Source organism: Arthrobacter sp. 05T47, from assembly GCF_056395825.1.
In genome coordinates this window covers 97,629-113,457 of record NZ_JBFTKG010000009.1, presented here as the reverse complement: position 1 = coordinate 113,457, position 15,829 = coordinate 97,629, and the positions used below count along the sequence as shown (strand labels likewise).

The 15,829-nt window shown below is 69.5% G+C and carries 11 protein-coding genes; 8 read left to right on the top strand and 3 right to left on the bottom strand.

The genetic code is table 11. The features are described 5' to 3' along the window. Positions 1-8: 8 nt before the first annotated feature. Positions 9-3,401, top strand: coding sequence for a glycosyltransferase (locus AC1DEY_RS09140; protein WP_476867665.1), 3,393 nt, complete (start codon positions 9-11; stop codon positions 3,399-3,401). Further along, complete coding sequence (locus AC1DEY_RS09135) at positions 3,394-5,115, top strand: DUF5719 family protein (protein WP_476867664.1); 1,722 nt, start codon at positions 3,394-3,396, stop codon at positions 5,113-5,115. Before AC1DEY_RS09140 ends, AC1DEY_RS09135 begins: the two co-directional genes overlap by 8 nt. A 30-nt stretch (positions 5,116-5,145) precedes the next feature. On the opposite strand, the gene AC1DEY_RS09130 is transcribed toward AC1DEY_RS09135, so the two are convergent. Continuing rightward, positions 5,146-5,697, bottom strand: a complete 552-nt coding sequence (locus AC1DEY_RS09130; RefSeq protein ID WP_476867663.1) for a metallopeptidase family protein — start codon at positions 5,695-5,697, stop codon at positions 5,146-5,148. Between the two features lie 132 nt (positions 5,698-5,829). Here AC1DEY_RS09130 and AC1DEY_RS09125 point away from each other — a divergent pair, with 132 nt between their 5' ends. From AC1DEY_RS09125 to AC1DEY_RS09105, 5 genes are all read left to right on the top strand, one after another. Beyond that, a complete protein-coding gene (locus tag AC1DEY_RS09125) occupies positions 5,830-6,219 on the top strand; it encodes a DUF3499 domain-containing protein (protein ID WP_441410315.1) in 390 nt (129 codons plus the stop codon). Between the two features lie 85 nt (positions 6,220-6,304). Beyond that, positions 6,305-6,568, top strand: a complete 264-nt coding sequence (locus AC1DEY_RS09120; RefSeq protein WP_476867662.1) for a Trm112 family protein — start codon at positions 6,305-6,307, stop codon at positions 6,566-6,568. Between the two features lie 132 nt (positions 6,569-6,700). Then, positions 6,701-8,188 (top strand): adenosylhomocysteinase, encoded by a 1,488-nt coding sequence (gene ahcY / locus AC1DEY_RS09115; protein WP_476867661.1) that lies wholly within the window; start codon positions 6,701-6,703, stop codon positions 8,186-8,188. Positions 8,189-8,344: 156 nt separating this feature from the next. Then, positions 8,345-9,571 (top strand): L,D-transpeptidase, encoded by a 1,227-nt coding sequence (locus tag AC1DEY_RS09110; protein WP_476867660.1) that lies wholly within the window; start codon positions 8,345-8,347, stop codon positions 9,569-9,571. Between the two features lie 112 nt (positions 9,572-9,683). Beyond that, positions 9,684-11,009 carry a TIGR01906 family membrane protein gene (locus AC1DEY_RS09105; protein WP_476867659.1) on the top strand — a complete coding sequence of 442 codons (1,326 nt, stop codon included), beginning with the start codon at positions 9,684-9,686 and terminating at the stop codon, positions 11,007-11,009. A gap of 22 nt (positions 11,010-11,031) precedes the next feature. On the opposite strand, the gene AC1DEY_RS09100 is transcribed toward AC1DEY_RS09105, so the two are convergent. Then, complete coding sequence (locus AC1DEY_RS09100) at positions 11,032-12,861, bottom strand: AMP-dependent synthetase/ligase (RefSeq protein WP_476867658.1); 1,830 nt, start codon at positions 12,859-12,861, stop codon at positions 11,032-11,034. Positions 12,862-12,922: 61 nt separating this feature from the next. Further along, positions 12,923-14,677: a dolichyl-phosphate-mannose--protein mannosyltransferase gene (locus AC1DEY_RS09095; RefSeq protein WP_476867657.1), complete on the bottom strand. Its 1,755-nt coding sequence runs from the start codon at positions 14,675-14,677 to the stop codon at positions 12,923-12,925. A 58-nt stretch (positions 14,678-14,735) separates the two neighbouring features. Between AC1DEY_RS09095 and rsmI the strand changes: the two genes are divergently transcribed. Continuing rightward, the gene (gene rsmI, locus AC1DEY_RS09090; protein ID WP_476867656.1) at positions 14,736-15,674 is read left to right on the top strand and encodes a 16S rRNA (cytidine(1402)-2'-O)-methyltransferase; all 939 of its coding nucleotides are present in this window, start codon (positions 14,736-14,738) and stop codon (positions 15,672-15,674) included. Positions 15,675-15,829 lie beyond the last annotated feature (155 nt).

The following is a 15,829-nucleotide window of genomic DNA, read 5'->3' as shown; positions in this document are numbered from 1 at the left end:
CCGCCGTCGTGGTCTCACACGACGGCGGTGATTTTCTCCCCAGGACCCTCGCGGCGCTGGCGGCCCAGACCAGGCCCGTCGATGCCGTCATTGGGGTCGACACCGGCTCCCGTGATCACTCCACAGCCCTCCTCGAACAGGGATTGGGCAAGGCCAACGTCACAGTCTTTGACCAGCCCAAGTCCGGTTTCGGCGGCGCAGTCATGGCCGGGCTCAAGGCACTGGCGCCGTGGCCCGCGCCCGGGGCCGAAGCTGCCGCGCCGGGCGCCGACTGGATCTGGCTGCTTCACGACGATGCCGCGCCGGCACCGGAGGCCCTCGCGGAACTCCTCCACGCGGTCGAGCGCGCACCGTCCGTCACGGTCGCGGGCTGCAAGCAGCTGGACTGGCACGCTGAGCGGCGGCTGATGGACGTCGGCCTCTCGACCAGCCGCTGGGCCGAGCGGCTGACCCTGATCGACGCCGATGAGCTCGACCAGGGCCAGTACGACGGCCGCAGCGATACGTTTGCCGTCAATTCCGCCGGCATGCTGGTCCGCCGCGACATCTGGGAGGAACTCCGGGGTTTTGATCCGGCCCTTCCCGGAAGCGGCGACGACGTCGACTTCTGCTGGCGCAACCGCCTCGCCGGGCACCGCGTGGTGGTGGTCCCGAGCGCGAAAATGTTCCACGTCTCGCACCGTCCCCACGGACTGGGCAACGCCTCCGCCGCGCGCAAGGCGCAGGTCCACCTGCGGCTCAAGCACGCGTCAGCCTGGAAGGTCCCGCTGCACGCTGTCGGCGCCCTCCTGGGCAGCCTTTTCAAACTCGTCCTGAGCATCGCAGTCAAGGACCCGGGCCACGGGTTCTCCCAACTGCTGGCCACCTTTGGCGCGCTGGGCCGCCCGGCCGCGGTGATCCGCGGACGGCGCAACGCCGCGCGCACCCGCAGGATCCGGCGCTCCGTCATGAAGGGCCTGCAGACGCCGCGCCGCGAGGTCTGGGCGCACCGGCGCTCCCTGATCGAGGCGCTCGGCGCAGACGACTTCGGCCCCGGGCCCGCGGGCGCCGACCAGCTGGCAGAGCAACCCACCGGCGACACCGACGACTTCGCCGCCATCGCCACCCCGGACCGCGGCTGGGTGGGCAACGGCGCCGTGCTGGCCATCGTCTTCACCCTGGCGGTCTCCCTGACGGGACTGCTCAGCCTGTTCCGGGCCCCGGCAGTTTCCGGCGGCGCACTGATCCCGGTCTCACTGCGCCTCTCCGAAATCTGGAACCATGCCTCCACCTGGTGGATCAGCCTCGGCGCGGGCCTTCCTGGCCACGGCGACCCCTTCGGCTACGTCCTGTGGGTGCTCGGCGTGCTCGGTGCCGGTGATGCCAACGGCGCAGTTGGCTGGCTGCTGATCCTTGCGATGCCGCTGTCCGCACTGGGCGCCTGGTTCGCTGCGGGCGCCCTGACCACGCGCAGGAGCCTGCGCCTGGCGGCCGCCCTCGTGTGGGCCGGGGCGCCGGCCCTCCAGGTGTCCCTCAACCAGGGCCGGCTGGGCGCCTTACTTGCCCATGTCATGATCCCGGTTGTGGTCCTTGCACTGCTCCGGGCGACCGGCACGGCGACAGGCCACGGCGTCCATGCCGCCCCGGCCCCGGGGCAGGGACGGCTCACGCCCCCGCCCGCCGCCCGCCCCGGCGTCAACGGAACGCCGTCGTGGACGGCTGCGGCCGCCGCAGGCCTCGCGCTGGCCGTGGTCACTGCGGCGGCGCCGTCGCTGCTGGCGCCAGCGGTCGTCGTCGTTGCCCTGTGCGGCCTGCTTTTGGGCCGCCGCGGCCGCACGGTCTGGTGGGCGCTGCTGCCGAGCCTGGCATTGTTCCTGCCGTTCGCCTTCTCTGTCCTGGACCGGCCGCGGGCACTCCTGGCCGACCCCGGCCTTCCGATCGGATTCGACGCCGCCCCGCTGTGGCAGCAGGCCCTGGGCCAGCCGCTCAGTTTCGACGCCGGCGGGGGACTGACCGGACTCAGCGCCTTCGCCGGGTCCGCCGCGGGCGCGACCGGGCTGGCGGGACTGCCGTGGGCATTGCTGCTGGCCCTGTTGTTCGGGCTGCCGGTGCTGCTCCTGGCCCTCACCGCACTTTTCATGCCGCGCAGGCTTGTCCTGGCGGGACGCACCTGGACGGCACGCTGCCTGTGGGCCGTGGCCGTCCTGATGCTGGCCGGCGGCTGGCTCGCCGGGCACGTCGCCTCCGGCGCCAGCGCCGACGTCCTGGTGACGCCGTTCCCCGGCCCCGCCGTTTCGGCGGCCACCTTCGCGCTCCTCGGCGCGGCCCTCATCGCGGCCGAAGGACTCCTGGACGCCGCCAGCCGGTCGGCCGGCACCGGGCTGGCACGCAAGGTCCTGATCCGCGGCACGGCCGCGGCAGCCCTGACCCTGCTGCTGGCCGCCCCGCTGGCCGGATTCACCATGTGGACCGCGCAAAACCTGCTGCAGCCCACCGCGATGTCACCCGCCCCGTCACAGCCATCGGCACCCGCCGGCCGGCCGGCCGGTCTCGGGACCCCGAGGCTCGTTCAATCGGCCCAGGCCCGTACCCTCCCCGCCACGGCAGTTGACCGCGGCGAGGGGCCGGAACAATCCAGGACGCTGCTGATCTCCAGCAACGAAGACGGAAGCTTCGACGCCTCACTCATGCGCGGCGCCGGCACCACCCTGGACGCCCTGTCCACCATCGCCGCGGCGCGCGGCATCATGGGGGAACCGGGCCACGAGACCGTCCGCGACGACGACGCCGTCGCCTCATCGCTCCGGAACGTAGTGGCCGCCATTGTGGCGGGCCAAGGCGTGGACCCGCGGGGAGACCTCGAACGGCTCGGCGTCGGATTTGTCGTGCTCCGGGTGGCAGATTCGGCCTCCGAGCTGACGGCCAGCCGCATGGACGCCGTCCCCGGGCTTGTCGCCGTCGGGCAGACAGGCACCGGCTGGCTTTGGCGGGTCAGCCCGCAAGAGGGGCCAGGCGTCAAGGCCTCCGACGTCGCGCACCGGGTCCGCGTGGTGGACGGCGCCGGCGCCACTATCGGCCTGCTCCCGTCAGAGGACTTCTCCGCGGCCGGCACCGTCCCGGCCGGCCCCGAGGGCCGCCTGGTGGTTCTCGCCGACCGGGCTGATCCGGGCTGGAGTGCCTGGCTCGACGGCCGCCGCCTGACCTCCACGACCTCGGGATGGGCCCAGGCCTTTACGCTGCCCGCCCAAGGCGGCCAGCTGAGCATCCGCTACGAAGCGCCTTGGGCCGTTCTTACCGGAATCGCGCAGGCCGTAGTGATTGGCCTGACCGTCCTGCTGGCCGTGCCCATGCCTGCCCGCCGGTCCAACGCCGGCCTGTCCAGGGACGAAGCCTCCCTGCGTAAGGAACATCAGCATGTCTAAGGGCAAGAACGGCAACCCAAACACCATGGATCCTGACGATGCGGCCCCGGGAACCACCGCGACCGCAGAAGCGTCCGACGCCGGTAACCCCTCAGCCGGTGGGACCTCAGCCGTTGCGAAGCAGCGGAAGAAGGGCGTGCCGCGGGGCGGGGTGATCGGGGGAGTCCTCTCCGCCGTCGCACTCGTTGCAGCGGGCGCAGGCCTCGTCTCGGCGGCCTCGCTGGCACCCCAAAGCACCGCCAGCCGACAACTTGAGGCTCCCGTTGCCGCGGTGCCGGCCGGCAGCAGCGTCGGAGTCTGTCCGGGCCCGGCCCGGCTGCTCGAAGGCACCCCCGTGGGCACCGACCCCCAGTTCAGCCCGGACTCCGGCACCGCGAAGACCGCCGTCAGCGCCGCCGTGCTCGGCTCAAGCGCGGGGGTCGTTCCCGGCAGCCGGCTGGCCCCACTCAAGGGCGCCCCGCTTGCCGAGATCGCCCAGGGCGCCGTTGCTGGATCCACCCCCGCGCCCGCGGTCCGCACCCCGGTACTGCTTGCCGGCGTCGTGTCCCAGCGCCAGGTGGACAACATCAGCGTCCTGAGCGCAGGTGCCCAGGACAACCACCAGGCAGCGGCCGGCGCTGTCCTGAGCTACACGGCCGAGGACGGGGACCTCCAGGGCTCCGCGGCCGCCGCCTGCCAGCAGCCCGGCAACGATCTCTGGCTGGTCGGCGCCACCACGGCCCTGGGCCGGTCCGCAGTCCTGAACCTCACCAATGCCTCCAGCACGCCCGCGACCGTGAGCCTGGATCTCTTTGGCTCCGAGGGCCCCATCCAGGCACCCGGAAGCCGCGGCCTGCTCGTGGCGCCCGGCAGTACCCGCGCCATCGTCCTGGCCGGGCTCGCGCCGGGACAGGAACGGCTCGGTGTGCGGGTCCGCAGCACCGGCGGCCCGGTGGCTGCCGTCATCCAGCAAAGCGTGCTCCGTGGCCTCACGCCCGGGGGCGTCGACTTCATCACCCCCGGCACCGCCCCGTCTGTCGGCCAGGTGGCGTCCGGTCTGCAGATCCAGGATCCGGCCGCCCTGGCCACGCTCACGGCGAAGCCAGGCTTCGCGGATGCTGGACCGGCCCTGGAAATCGCCGTGCCCGGAGCCGCCGACGCCGTCGTCGAAGTTAAGTTGTACGGGCGCGACGGCCAGAAGGCCCTGCCCGGCGGGGGCGTGGTCACGGCGAAAGCCGGCGCGGTCACGGAAGTTTCGCTGGCCGGGGTCCCGGCCGGGACCTACACAGTGGCGGCGAGCTCGGATGTGTCCTTTGCGGCCACCGCCCGGCTCACGCAGGGGCTGAAGCCCGAGGACGCAGCGGACATCGCGTTTTCCGCTGCCTCGGCCCGGCTGGGAAGCCAGCACATCGTCGCCGTTCCCGGCACGGGCGACCGGCAGCTCGTCTTCGGCGCACCCGAGGGCAAAGCAAGCGTCTCGTACACACCCATCACGGCGGACGGCAAGATCCGTGCCGCCGCCACCGCTGATATTGCCGGCGGAACCACCGTGGCCATCAAGATCCCCGCGGACGTGGGCGGCTCCCCGCTGGTGGGCTACGTGGTGTCCGCCGCCGGGGACCCTGCCTACGGTGCGCTGCTCCTGGGCCGCGACGGCGGGCAGGATATTTCCACGGTGGCCGTGGCCCCGGAAGCGGCAGGAGAACAGAAGGTCCCCGTCACTCTGGGGTACTGAACCAACTCCATAGGCCGGAGCGCGGGCCGGCTAGTACCGCCGGCGGTAGACCGGGTCCAGGGACTCGGGAGGCACGCCGAGCATCTCGGCCGTGTATTCCACCACGACGTCATGGACCAGGTCCTGGAGTTCGTCCCGGGTCCCGCACGCCTGCTCCACCACCCGGCGGTATAGCGTGATGACCGGTCCGTCCTCGGCCGTCGCTGGGGTGAAGGCGCCCATCGGCGCGGGCGCGCGGTCCGCCACGAGCTGTTCCAGGCCCGGAGGGATCTCGTCAACAGCGAAGCGGACCCCGTCTAGGGGTTTGCCCCAGATATCGTGAAGCCGCTGGGCCGAGTCCAGGACAAAGTCATCGAAACGGTCGGAACGGGTCCGGTAGCCCGGCAGCGTGGGGAGCATGAGCTCGCCGCGAAGCCCCCGGCCATGCCGGTTCCTGCGGCGCTGCCGGAAGTTCTTTCCCTGGACAGCGGTGGACGGCCCCGTCAGGGGCGCCCCGGCGGGGCCGTAGCCGGCGCCTGCACGGCCGGCGTCGGGGTCAGCCAACCGGACCGTAAATCCCGAATCGTGGTGCGATGACTGCATATCTTGACTCTAAACCCGCGCAATGATTTACGCGACAAGTGCCAGCCGGCGATCCGCCGCCACACCGCCGCGGAACAAACACCAGCGTTTCAATGCGGGGCCCCGCCCCGAGGGAGAGTAGTCTGTGATGTCGTGGGTGCAATTCGTCTTTGTTCGAGGTCTGCCTGCCGCAACTCTGCGGTGGCCACTTTGACGTACGTATACGCCGACTCCACGGCCGTCCTGGGCCCGCTCGCCACGTACGCAGAACCGCACTGCTACGACTTGTGCGAACAGCACGCCGACTCGCTCACCGTCCCTCGCGGCTGGGAAGTCATGCGGCTGGCCATGCCGGCCACACCGGCCGGTCCAGGCCCCGACGACCTCCTGGCCCTCGCCAACGCAGTCCGCGAGGCGGCCTCCCGTCCTGCCGCGGCGGAACCGGCGAAGGGGCAGCGCAGCCTGCACCCGGCCCTGGAAGCACCGGCCCCGGCCGAGGGCACCCGGCGCGGGCATCTGCGGGTCCTGCGCGAACCTTCGTAGCCGGCCAACTGGCGGTAGGGTGGAAACTGCAAAAAGCCGTCAGCCACCGGCGCCCTTTCCCGGCGCCCACCAGGGAGCGTTCACCATGCCCAAGCTCAGTCCCGAACTGTTGTCTGTCCTGCGATGCCCCGTCACCGGCTCCGCCCTGGTCCAGGAGGGCGAGGAACTTGTCGCCGTCACGGCGGATGAATCCGGGAACAAGCTGCGGTACCGGATCGAGGACGGCATCCCGCTGCTGCTGCCACCGGAACTCCTGCCCGCCGCCGCGGCGGCCCCCGCCGACCAGCACGACGCCGGTCAGCACGACGCCGGTCAGCACGGCACGGCGCCGCGCCACGCGGCGGAATAACGCGCGCCCACCAAAACCCGCCGGACACCCATCGCGGACGCCCCCGGCAGCGAATGACTGCTTAGCCCCAGAACCAGCAGGAATTACCCAGCTCCAGAGATGCCAAGCCACCGGCCACGACAAAGGATTCAGATGACTTTCGATTACAAGATTGCGGACATTTCCCTGGCCGAGGCGGGCCGCCACCAGATCCGCCTCGCCGAGCACGAGATGCCCGGACTCATGTCCCTGCGCGAGGAGTTCGGCGCCAGCCAGCCGCTCAAGGGTGCCCGCATCGCCGGCTCGCTGCACATGACGGTCCAGACCGCCGTGCTGATCGAGACCCTGACGGCGCTCGGCGCCGAGGTCCGCTGGGCCTCCTGCAACATCTTCTCCACCCAGGATGAGGCCGCGGCCGCCGTGGTGGTCGGCAACGGCACCGTCGAGAACCCGCAGGGTGTCCCCGTCTTCGCCTGGAAGGGCGAGACGCTGGAGGAATACTGGTGGACGGCCAAGCAGATCCTCACCTGGCCCGGCGCCGACGCCAACCCCGAGCTCGGTCCGAACATGATCCTGGACGACGGCGGCGACGCCACCATGCTGGTGCATAAGGGTGTCGAATTCGAGGCCGCCGGTGCCGTTCCCGCCGCCGCAGAGGACGAGTCCGAGGAAGGCCGGGTCTTCCTCGATGTGCTGCGCGCCTCTCTCCAGGCCGACCCGCAGAAGTGGACCCGCATCGGCGCGCTCCTGCTCGGCGTCACCGAGGAAACTACCACCGGCGTGCACCGCCTGTACCAGCTCGCGGAGCAGGGCAAGCTGCTGTTCCCGGCGATCAACGTCAACGACTCCGTCACCAAGAGCAAGTTCGACAACAAGTACGGCATCCGCCACTCCCTGCCCGACGGCATCAACCGCGCCACGGACGTCCTGATGGGCGGCAAGGTCGCCGTCGTCTGCGGTTACGGCGACGTCGGCAAGGGCGCCGCGGAGGCCTTCCGCGGCCAGGGATCGCGGGTGATCGTCACCGAAATCGACCCGATCTGCGCGCTCCAGGCGGCCATGGACGGCTACCAGGTGGCGAAGCTCGAATCCGTCCTCAGCGAGGGCCACATCTTCATCACCACCACCGGCAACAAGGACGTCATCATGGCCGAGCACATGGCCGGCATGCGTGACAAGGCGATCGTGGGCAACATCGGCCACTTCGACAACGAGATCGACATGGCCGGGCTGGCCCGCGTCCCCGGCATCAAGAAGGTCGAGATCAAGCCGCAGGTCCACGAGTGGGTCTTCGACTCAGACCCCGACACGGGAAAGGGCAGTCGCTCCATCATCGTCCTCTCCGAGGGCCGCCTGCTGAACCTCGGCAACGCCACCGGACACCCCTCGTTCGTCATGAGCAACTCCTTCGCCAACCAGACGATCGCCCAGATTGAACTGTTCACGAAGGCCGGCCAGCCGGAGGGGCAGCGCGAATACGAAAAGCAGGTCTACGTGCTGCCGAAGATCCTCGACGAAAAGGTGGCCCGGCTGCACCTGGGCGCCCTCGACGTGGAGCTGACCGAGTTGTCCAAGGAGCAGGCCGAGTACCTGGACGTCGAGGTGGCCGGGCCGTACAAGGCCACCCACTACCGCTACTAGGAACCCTCCAAAGGGTCCCGGACGAAGGTCCGGGGCCCTTTTTTGTGACCGTTTTGTGGGCCCTTTTGTAACCGGATCGTGGTCGAATCCGCCAGGGGTTCCAAGGTAACTCGCATATGCTGGCAAGATGACGTGTGGAAACGCCCGGGTCCTGTGATGGCCCTGAAGACCTGGAGTACCGGCCGCAAAATCGCCTTGCTGGGGGTGGTCTGCGCCCTGGCTGCCAGCGGCGGAGCCTTCGCCGCCGCGGCACCGGGGCTGGCCCAGTCCGCGATTTCCTCCGAGGCGGGATCCCCGGCCCGGTCGACGCCGGGACTCGCAGTCCCCGTGGTTGCCCCCGCTGAACTCGCCGTCACACCCGCCGATGACGCCAAGCAGGTCAACCCGGCGGCACCGGTGTCCCTCAAGGTCACCAACGGCCGCATTGACCGTGTGGCGCTCACCAGCGCCGACGGCGGCACCGTCGACGGCACCCTCAGCGCGGACGGGGCGGCCTGGACTTCGTCCGCTGACCTCGCGTTCAACACCCGTTACAGCTACACCTACTCCGTGGTGGACGGCGCCGGGCGCCAGACCCACAGCACACGGACGTTCACCACCGTCTCGACCGCCAACGAGGCCGACGCCGCCATCTACCCCCTGGACGGGATGAAGGTGGGCGTGGCCCAGCCCCTGCAGATCACCTTCAGCGAGCCGGTCCTGAACCGGGACGCCGTCGAGAAGGCCATCAAGATCACCTCCACGTCCGGCCAGAAGGGCGATTTCCGCTGGTTCAGCAAGAACACGGTCCGGTACCGGCCTGAGGCTTTCTGGGCCGCGAACAGCACCATCACCATGGAAATGAAGATGTTTGGCGTCGAACTGGGGAACGGGCAGGTCGGCAACTTCAACAAGACCGTCACCGTCCACATCGGGGACAAGAAAGTGGCCGTGGCCGATGCCAAGGCGCATACGTTCTCGGTGAGCATCAATGACAAGCCGGTGGGGCAGTGGCCGGCGACGATGGGCGACACACGGTTCCCCTCGGCCCGAGGCTTCCTGGTGTTCATGGAGAAGCACCGCGTGGAGCACATGGATGCCTCCACGATCGGGCTCAAGCCGGGGGACCCGGCCTACTACGGCCAGCTTGACGTCAATTACGCTACGCGCCTGACGCCGAGCGGGGAGTTCATCCACCAGGCCACGGACACCGCAATGCCGTACCTGGGCAAGGCAAACCTCTCGCACGGCTGCATCGGCCTGGGCCCGGACGGGGCGCAGTGGGTCTTTGACAATATGACCACTGGCGACGTCGTCCAAGTGGTGAACACCGAGGGGGACTACGCCAACTTCGACGACGGATTCGGGGATTGGAACATCCCTTGGGCCCAATACGCCAACTGACGGGGTGGCACCTCGCCGAGCCTAATCCTCTGACGGTAGGCTCGGAGCCAGATAAGTTGCGCAGCCGGGCGCAGGCCGGGCAGCACGAAAGCCTACGGAAGCGAAGCTCCACGTGACTGACAAAAGTCCTACCACTCCCGACCGTCCGGATCCGCACCTGGATCCGACGGACGACACCGACGAGCCGGCGTTCGACTGGATGAAGCCGGCCCCGGCCGCCAAGCCCGCACCCGATTCCACGGCGAAGTCCACCGCCGGGTCCGCCGCGGCGTCCGCAGCCGTTCCGGCGGCCCATACGGAACATGGCGCGCCAGAGGCCGGCGCAGCAGCAACCGGCACAACGGCAAGGGGCACAACGGCAGCGGCGGGCACGACGGCGCCGGGCACACCAGCGGCGGGCACGGCGGCGCCGTCGGCCGTGTCCACGGCGGGCCAGCCGGAAAGCCGGGCCGACCGCAAGGCGGCCGAGGCGGCCGCCACCGGTCAGGACGCTGCCCGGCAGGATGCAGGCCAGGTGGATGCCTCTACCGCGCAGGACGATCTCGAACGCCGCAATGCCGAGCGCCGCACTGCCGAACGCGAGCAGGCCGCCAGGACCAAGCCGGTCCTTCCGCGGGTGATGCAGGTGCTCCTGGCCGTGTTCTACCCGCTTATCCTGCTGGTGCTGGCCGTCCGCGCCGTGACCAGCCCCTTGTTCCTCTGGGTCGAATACAACCGTCCGGGCTTCCCCGGCGACGGCTACGGCTTCAGCACCGATGACCGCATGACCTACGGCTCCTACGCCGTGGACTATCTCAGCAACTGGTCGGGCCCGCGCTACCTCGGCGGCCTTGTGGACCAAAGCGGGGAGCGGCTGTTCCGCGACGGCGAGGTCAGTCACATGGCCGACGTCAAGGCCGTCATCCTGTCGACGTTCGGTGCCGGCACGCTGCTGATCCTGCTGGGCCTGGTTGCGGTGATCTACCTGAAGCGGAAACACACAGGCGGAGTCCGGCGCGGCCTGTTCGCCGGCTCGATCGTCACCCTCGCGGTCATCATCGGTCTCGGAACCCTCGCCATGCTCGGCTGGGAGCAGTTCTTCACCGATTTCCACCGGATTTTCTTCGCCAACGGGACCTGGACGTTTTCGCTCCAGGACACCCTGATACGGCTGTTCCCGGGCCAGTTCTGGATGGACGCCGGGATCGTCATCGGCGCCCTCGTCCTGCTGGCTTCCCTGATCACCCTCATCCTGACGTGGCCCACGCGCCGGCGCCGCGGCCTTGGCAAGAAGAAGGCATCGGACGTGTCCAAGGGCGCGGACACGGACACGGACTCCGGCGTCACCGCCGGGGCTGCGCCGGCGGACGGCACGGAAGGAATCGCCGGCACCTCAGGCAACACCGGCAACTCAGGCACAGAGGAAACCGGAACAGAGCGGACCCGGCACACCGTCTGAGGCGCCGGACGCCCGTGCGGGCTCAGCCGTAGATGCGGTTGATGTGCTCCTCGTAGTCCCGCACGACGGCGGCCCGCTTGAGTTTGAGCGAGGGCGTCAGGTGCCCTGATTCCACCGTGAAATCGGCGTCCAGGACGACGAAACTGCGGATGGACTCGGCCTTGGAGACCGTGAGGTTTGCCTCGTCAATGGCGCCCTGGATCGAGGCCCGGACGCTTTCGTCGGCAGCGGCTTCGGCCGGGGCCATGACGGGAACTTTCCGGGCGGTGCACCAGTTCTGCAGGCCTTCCGGGTCCAGGTTGACCAGTGCCGAGACAAACGGCCGGCCGTCTCCAACGACTACGGCCTGTCCCACGAGCTGGTGCTCGCGGATTTTCTCCTCGAGCGGGCCAGGGGCGACGTTCTTTCCGCCGGCGGTGACCAGCAGGTCCTTCTTCCGGCCTGTGATGGTCAGGAAGCCGTCCTTGTCGAGGGAGCCGAGGTCGCCGGTCCGGAAGAACCCGTCCACGAACGCCTCAGCGTTGGCGGCCGCGTTGGCGTGGTAGCCCTTGAAGACGCCGATGCCCTTGACCAGGATCTCGCCGTCGTCGGCCACCCGCACTGTGGTTCCCGGTACCGGGATGCCCACAGTCCCCACCTTGGTCTGGGCCGGGGTGTTGGCCGTGCACGGCGCTGTGGTTTCGGTCAGGCCGTAGCCTTCCAGCACGGGGATGCCCGCGCCGCGGAAGAAGTGGGCGTCATGGGAGCTCAGCGGGCTGGCACCGGAGACCGTAAACCGCAGCTGGCCGCCGAAGGCCTGGCGGAGCTTGGGGTAGAACAGCCGGTCGAACAGCGCGTGCCGGGCGCGCAGGAGGAACCCGGGTCCGGCGCCGTCGCCCCGGGAAGCAGCGTCCAGGGCCTTGGAGTAGTCGATCGCGGCCCCCGCCGCAGCCGTGAAGATCCGCTCCTTGCCTGCGGCGGCAGCCTTTTGCGCGGCTCCGGCATAAACCTTTTCGAAAATCCGGGGGACCACCAGCAGGAAGGTGGGCTTGAAGCTGGCCAGGTCTTCCAGGAGCTCTTTGGCGCTGGCGGTGTGGCCAACCGTGGTGCCGGAGCTCAGGCAGATCACCTGCACCGCCCGGGCCAGAACGTGGGCCAGGGGCAGGAACATCAGCGTCCGGGAGCGCGGCTGCATGAGGAGCTCGGGCAGGAAGAGGATGATGTTCTTCGCGACCAGGGCAAAGTTGGCGTGTGTGATCTCGCAGCCCTTGGGCCTGCCGGTGGTGCCCGAGGTGTAGACCAGGGACGCCACGTCCGCCAGGGACGCGGTGGTCCGGTGGCGTTCGAGCTCGGCGTCGGTGACCCCGGTTCCGGCGGCGGCGAGGCTCGCCAGGTTCGGCGCGTCGCCGTCGTGCTCCATCCGCACGACGGCGATAATCCGGTCGCCAAGGACAGTGGAGGCGTCCAGGACGTCCTGGACAAGGGCCGCCTTGGCATGGTCCTGGACGAACACCCGGCGGGCGCCCGAGTCGTGCAGGATCCACTCGACCTGGCCCGCGGAGGAGGTCTCATAGATCGGTACGGTGACCCCGCCGGCGAACCAGATGGCAAAATCCACCACCGTCCACTCGTACCGCGTGGCGGACATGACAGCGACGGTTTCGCCCGGCGCGAGTCCGCCGGCAATCAGGCCCTTGGCCAGTGCGGTGACCTGCTCCAGGAAGTGGTGGACAGAGACATCGGCCCAGCCGGCGGGGCCCTTGCGGGAGTAGAGGGCGTGCACGGGGTCCTTCGCGTGCTGCTCCAGGAGCAGGTCCGTCACGTTGCTCCCCGGATCCAGCTCCACCAGCAGTCCGGTGCTTGCTTCTCTCACAACCGAGTCTCCATTTCCTGGTCCGCCCGGAGTGCGGCGGACTTTCCCCTGCAATCCTGCCCTAGATCCAGGACGGCATCCACATCCGCATGCGCCAGTCCTGGTACGGGATCACCTCGGCAGTCCAGACCGGATAGAAGAACGCGGACAGCAGCACAGCCGCCACCACGAACAGCGCCACGAGGTAGAATCCGGACCGGCGGCGCCAGAGGGGGTCGGTCCGCTGGCCGAGCACCAGCCCCAGGCAATAGACGAGCCCCAGGATCAGGAACGGTTCAAAGGACACGGCGTAGAAGAAGAACATGGTGCGTTCCGGGTACATGAACCAGGGGAGGTAGCCGGAGGCCACGCCCGCCAGAATCGCGCCGGCGCGCCAGTCGCGGCGGCCGGCCCACCAGAACAGCAGGATGCCCAGGCTGACGGCCGCGCTCCACCAGATCAGCGGGTTGCCCACGGAGAGGATGGCGGTGGTGCAGTTGCTGAGATCGCAGCCGGGGCTGCCCTGCCCGGGGGATTCGTAGAAGAACGACGTCGGCCGGCCCATGACCAGCCAGCTCCAGGCGCTGGCCTCGTACGGGTGGTCGGAGTTCAGGCCCTGATGGAACTTGTAGGCCTCCAGGTGGTAGTGCGCGAGGGACCGGACGGCGTTCGGGAGCCAGCCCCACTCGGCCGAGGGGTTGGTCTCGGCCCAGTGCCTGAAGTACGCGTCCTTGGACCGGAACCAGCCGATCCACGTGGCGCCGTAGACCACGGCGGCCACCGGGACGATGCTCAGGAAGGCCGGGACGCCGTCCTTGAGGATGCCGGCGCTGATCCAGGCATGCACGCCGGCGATGCGCCGGGCGCTGAGGTCCCAGAACACGGTCAGCAGGCCGAAGCCGGCCAGGAAGAACAGGGCGGACCATTTCGTGCCGACGGCCAGGCCCAGGCAGACGCCGGCCGTGAGCCGCCACCATCGGATGCCGAGCCACGGCCCGGAGGTGAGCTGGAGCGCCGAGGGATGCCCCGTGGCCGAGGCCGCGGCCTGCCGCCCGAGCCGGGCCGCCAGCCGCCGCCGACCGTCGTCGCGGTCCATCAGCAGCGCGCCGAACGCGGCGAGGATCCAGAACATGAGGAAGATGTCCAGCAGCGAGGTCCGGGACATGACGAGGTGGTGGCCGTCCACGGCGAGCAGGACGCCGGCCACGGCGCCCAGGGTCAGGGAACGGAAGAGCTTCTGCGCGATCAGGGCCAGCAGGAAGACCGACAGCGTCCCCGTCAGCGCAGCACCGAACCGCCAGCCGAAGGGATTGTCCGCCCCGAACAGCCACATGCCGAAGGCGATCATCCACTTGCCGACCGGCGGGTGCACCACATACTCCGGCGTATTCAGCAGCACGCCGGGGTTGCCGGCAATGAAGGCGTCGTTCGCCCGGTCAGGCCAGCTGCGCTCGTACCCGCTGACCAGGAACGAGTACGCGTCTTTGACGTAGTAGGTTTCGTCAAAGACCAGGTTCCGCGGGGTGTCCAGCCGGACGAACCGCAGGACGCCGCCCAGCGCCGCCGTGAGGGCAGGAATGAGCCAGTACCAGAGCCGAAGCGACGCCGGGTAGTCCCGCCAGCTCTGGATGCTGCCGATCAGGCGTTCCTTGAGGGCATCCGGAGTGAAGGCCTCGGCGGGGCGGCCGATCCAGCGGTGTCCCTCCAGGTTGCGGCCGGTGCGGAAGCGGCCCCGGGCTTTGCCGGTTCTGCCGTTGGCGCTGTCCGAACCAGAGGTCTGCGATGCGGCGGGGCCAGCGTCGGGCTGCCGCGTGGGGGTCTGGGTCACGTTGCCCATGCTACCTTTCGCGGCTGTGCCCGCAGGGCTGCCGCCCCGGCGGCAGTAGGCTGGACGTGTGGACCACGAACCCAGCACCTCCCCCCTTCCTCCTGTCGATGACGATGCCCCCGCCGCCGTTCCCTCAGCCGGCGTTCCCGCCACTGATGTTCCCGCCACAGGCGGGCCCGGCAGGATCGTCCTCGCGGCGACGCCGATCGGGAACGCCGGCGATGCCTCGGCGCGGCTCGTGGAGTTGCTGACGACGGCGGACATCGTCGCCGCCGAGGACACCAGGAGGCTGCACCGCCTCGTGCAGAACCTCGGCATCACCGTGGCCGGCCGGATCATCAGCTATCACGAGCACAATGAGGCAGCCAAGACGGCGGACCTGCTGGAGCAGGTCCGTGCCGGCAAGACCCTGGTCATGGTGACGGACGCCGGAATGCCGTCCGTCTCGGACCCGGGGTTCCGGCTGGTTGAAGGTGCCGTGGCGGCCGGGCTCACCGTCACCGCGGCGCCGGGACCCTCCGCCGTGCTGACCGCCCTGGCCCTGTCAGGCCTCCCGACTGACCGTTTTTGCTTCGAAGGGTTCCTGCCGCGCAAGGCAGGCGAACGCAACTCGCGGCTGGCGGACCTCGACGCCGAGCGGCGCACCATGGTCTTTTTCGAGGCCCCGCACCGGCTGGAGCCCATGCTGCGGGCCCTGCACGAAAGCTTCGGCGCCGACCGCCGGGCCGCCGTGTGCCGTGAACTCACCAAGACCTATGAAGAGGTCATCCGCGGTACCCTTCGCGACCTGCTCGAATGGGCGGAGTCCAACGAGGTCCGCGGAGAAATCGCCGTCGTGGTGGGCGGCGCTCCCGAACGCGAACCCGGCCGTCCGGAGGACCACGTGGCCGCCGTCAACGGGCTGATAGCCCAGGGCATCCGGCTGAAGGAGGCCGTCGCGGCGGTGGCCGACGACGCGAAAGTCAGCAAGCGCGAGCTCTATTCCGCGGTGCTCGCCGCACGCTGATCCGGAAGCAGATTTTCGGGCCCGTCGGCCCCTGCGGGACGGCTTCGCCAGGGCCCGCATTCCGTTGTGCAGGCCCGCGCCGATCAGTTGTGCAGCTGCACAGCATATGCTGGATCGGGTAGTGCGCCCATGCATAGACTTGCCAGTGAGCGCAG

Coding starts and splice junctions, on each gene's coding strand:
- AC1DEY_RS09120 (WP_476867662.1), top strand. CDS start 6,305: ATGCCCAAGCTCAGTCCCGAACTGTTGTCTGTCCTGCGATGCCCCGTC.
- AC1DEY_RS09130 (WP_476867663.1), bottom strand. CDS start 5,697: ATGCAGTCATCGCACCACGATTCGGGATTTACGGTCCGGTTGGCTGAC.
- ahcY (WP_476867661.1), top strand. CDS start 6,701: ATGACTTTCGATTACAAGATTGCGGACATTTCCCTGGCCGAGGCGGGC.
- AC1DEY_RS09135 (WP_476867664.1), top strand. CDS start 3,394: ATGTCTAAGGGCAAGAACGGCAACCCAAACACCATGGATCCTGACGAT.
- AC1DEY_RS09110 (WP_476867660.1), top strand. CDS start 8,345: ATGGCCCTGAAGACCTGGAGTACCGGCCGCAAAATCGCCTTGCTGGGG.
- AC1DEY_RS09095 (WP_476867657.1), bottom strand. CDS start 14,677: ATGGGCAACGTGACCCAGACCCCCACGCGGCAGCCCGACGCTGGCCCC.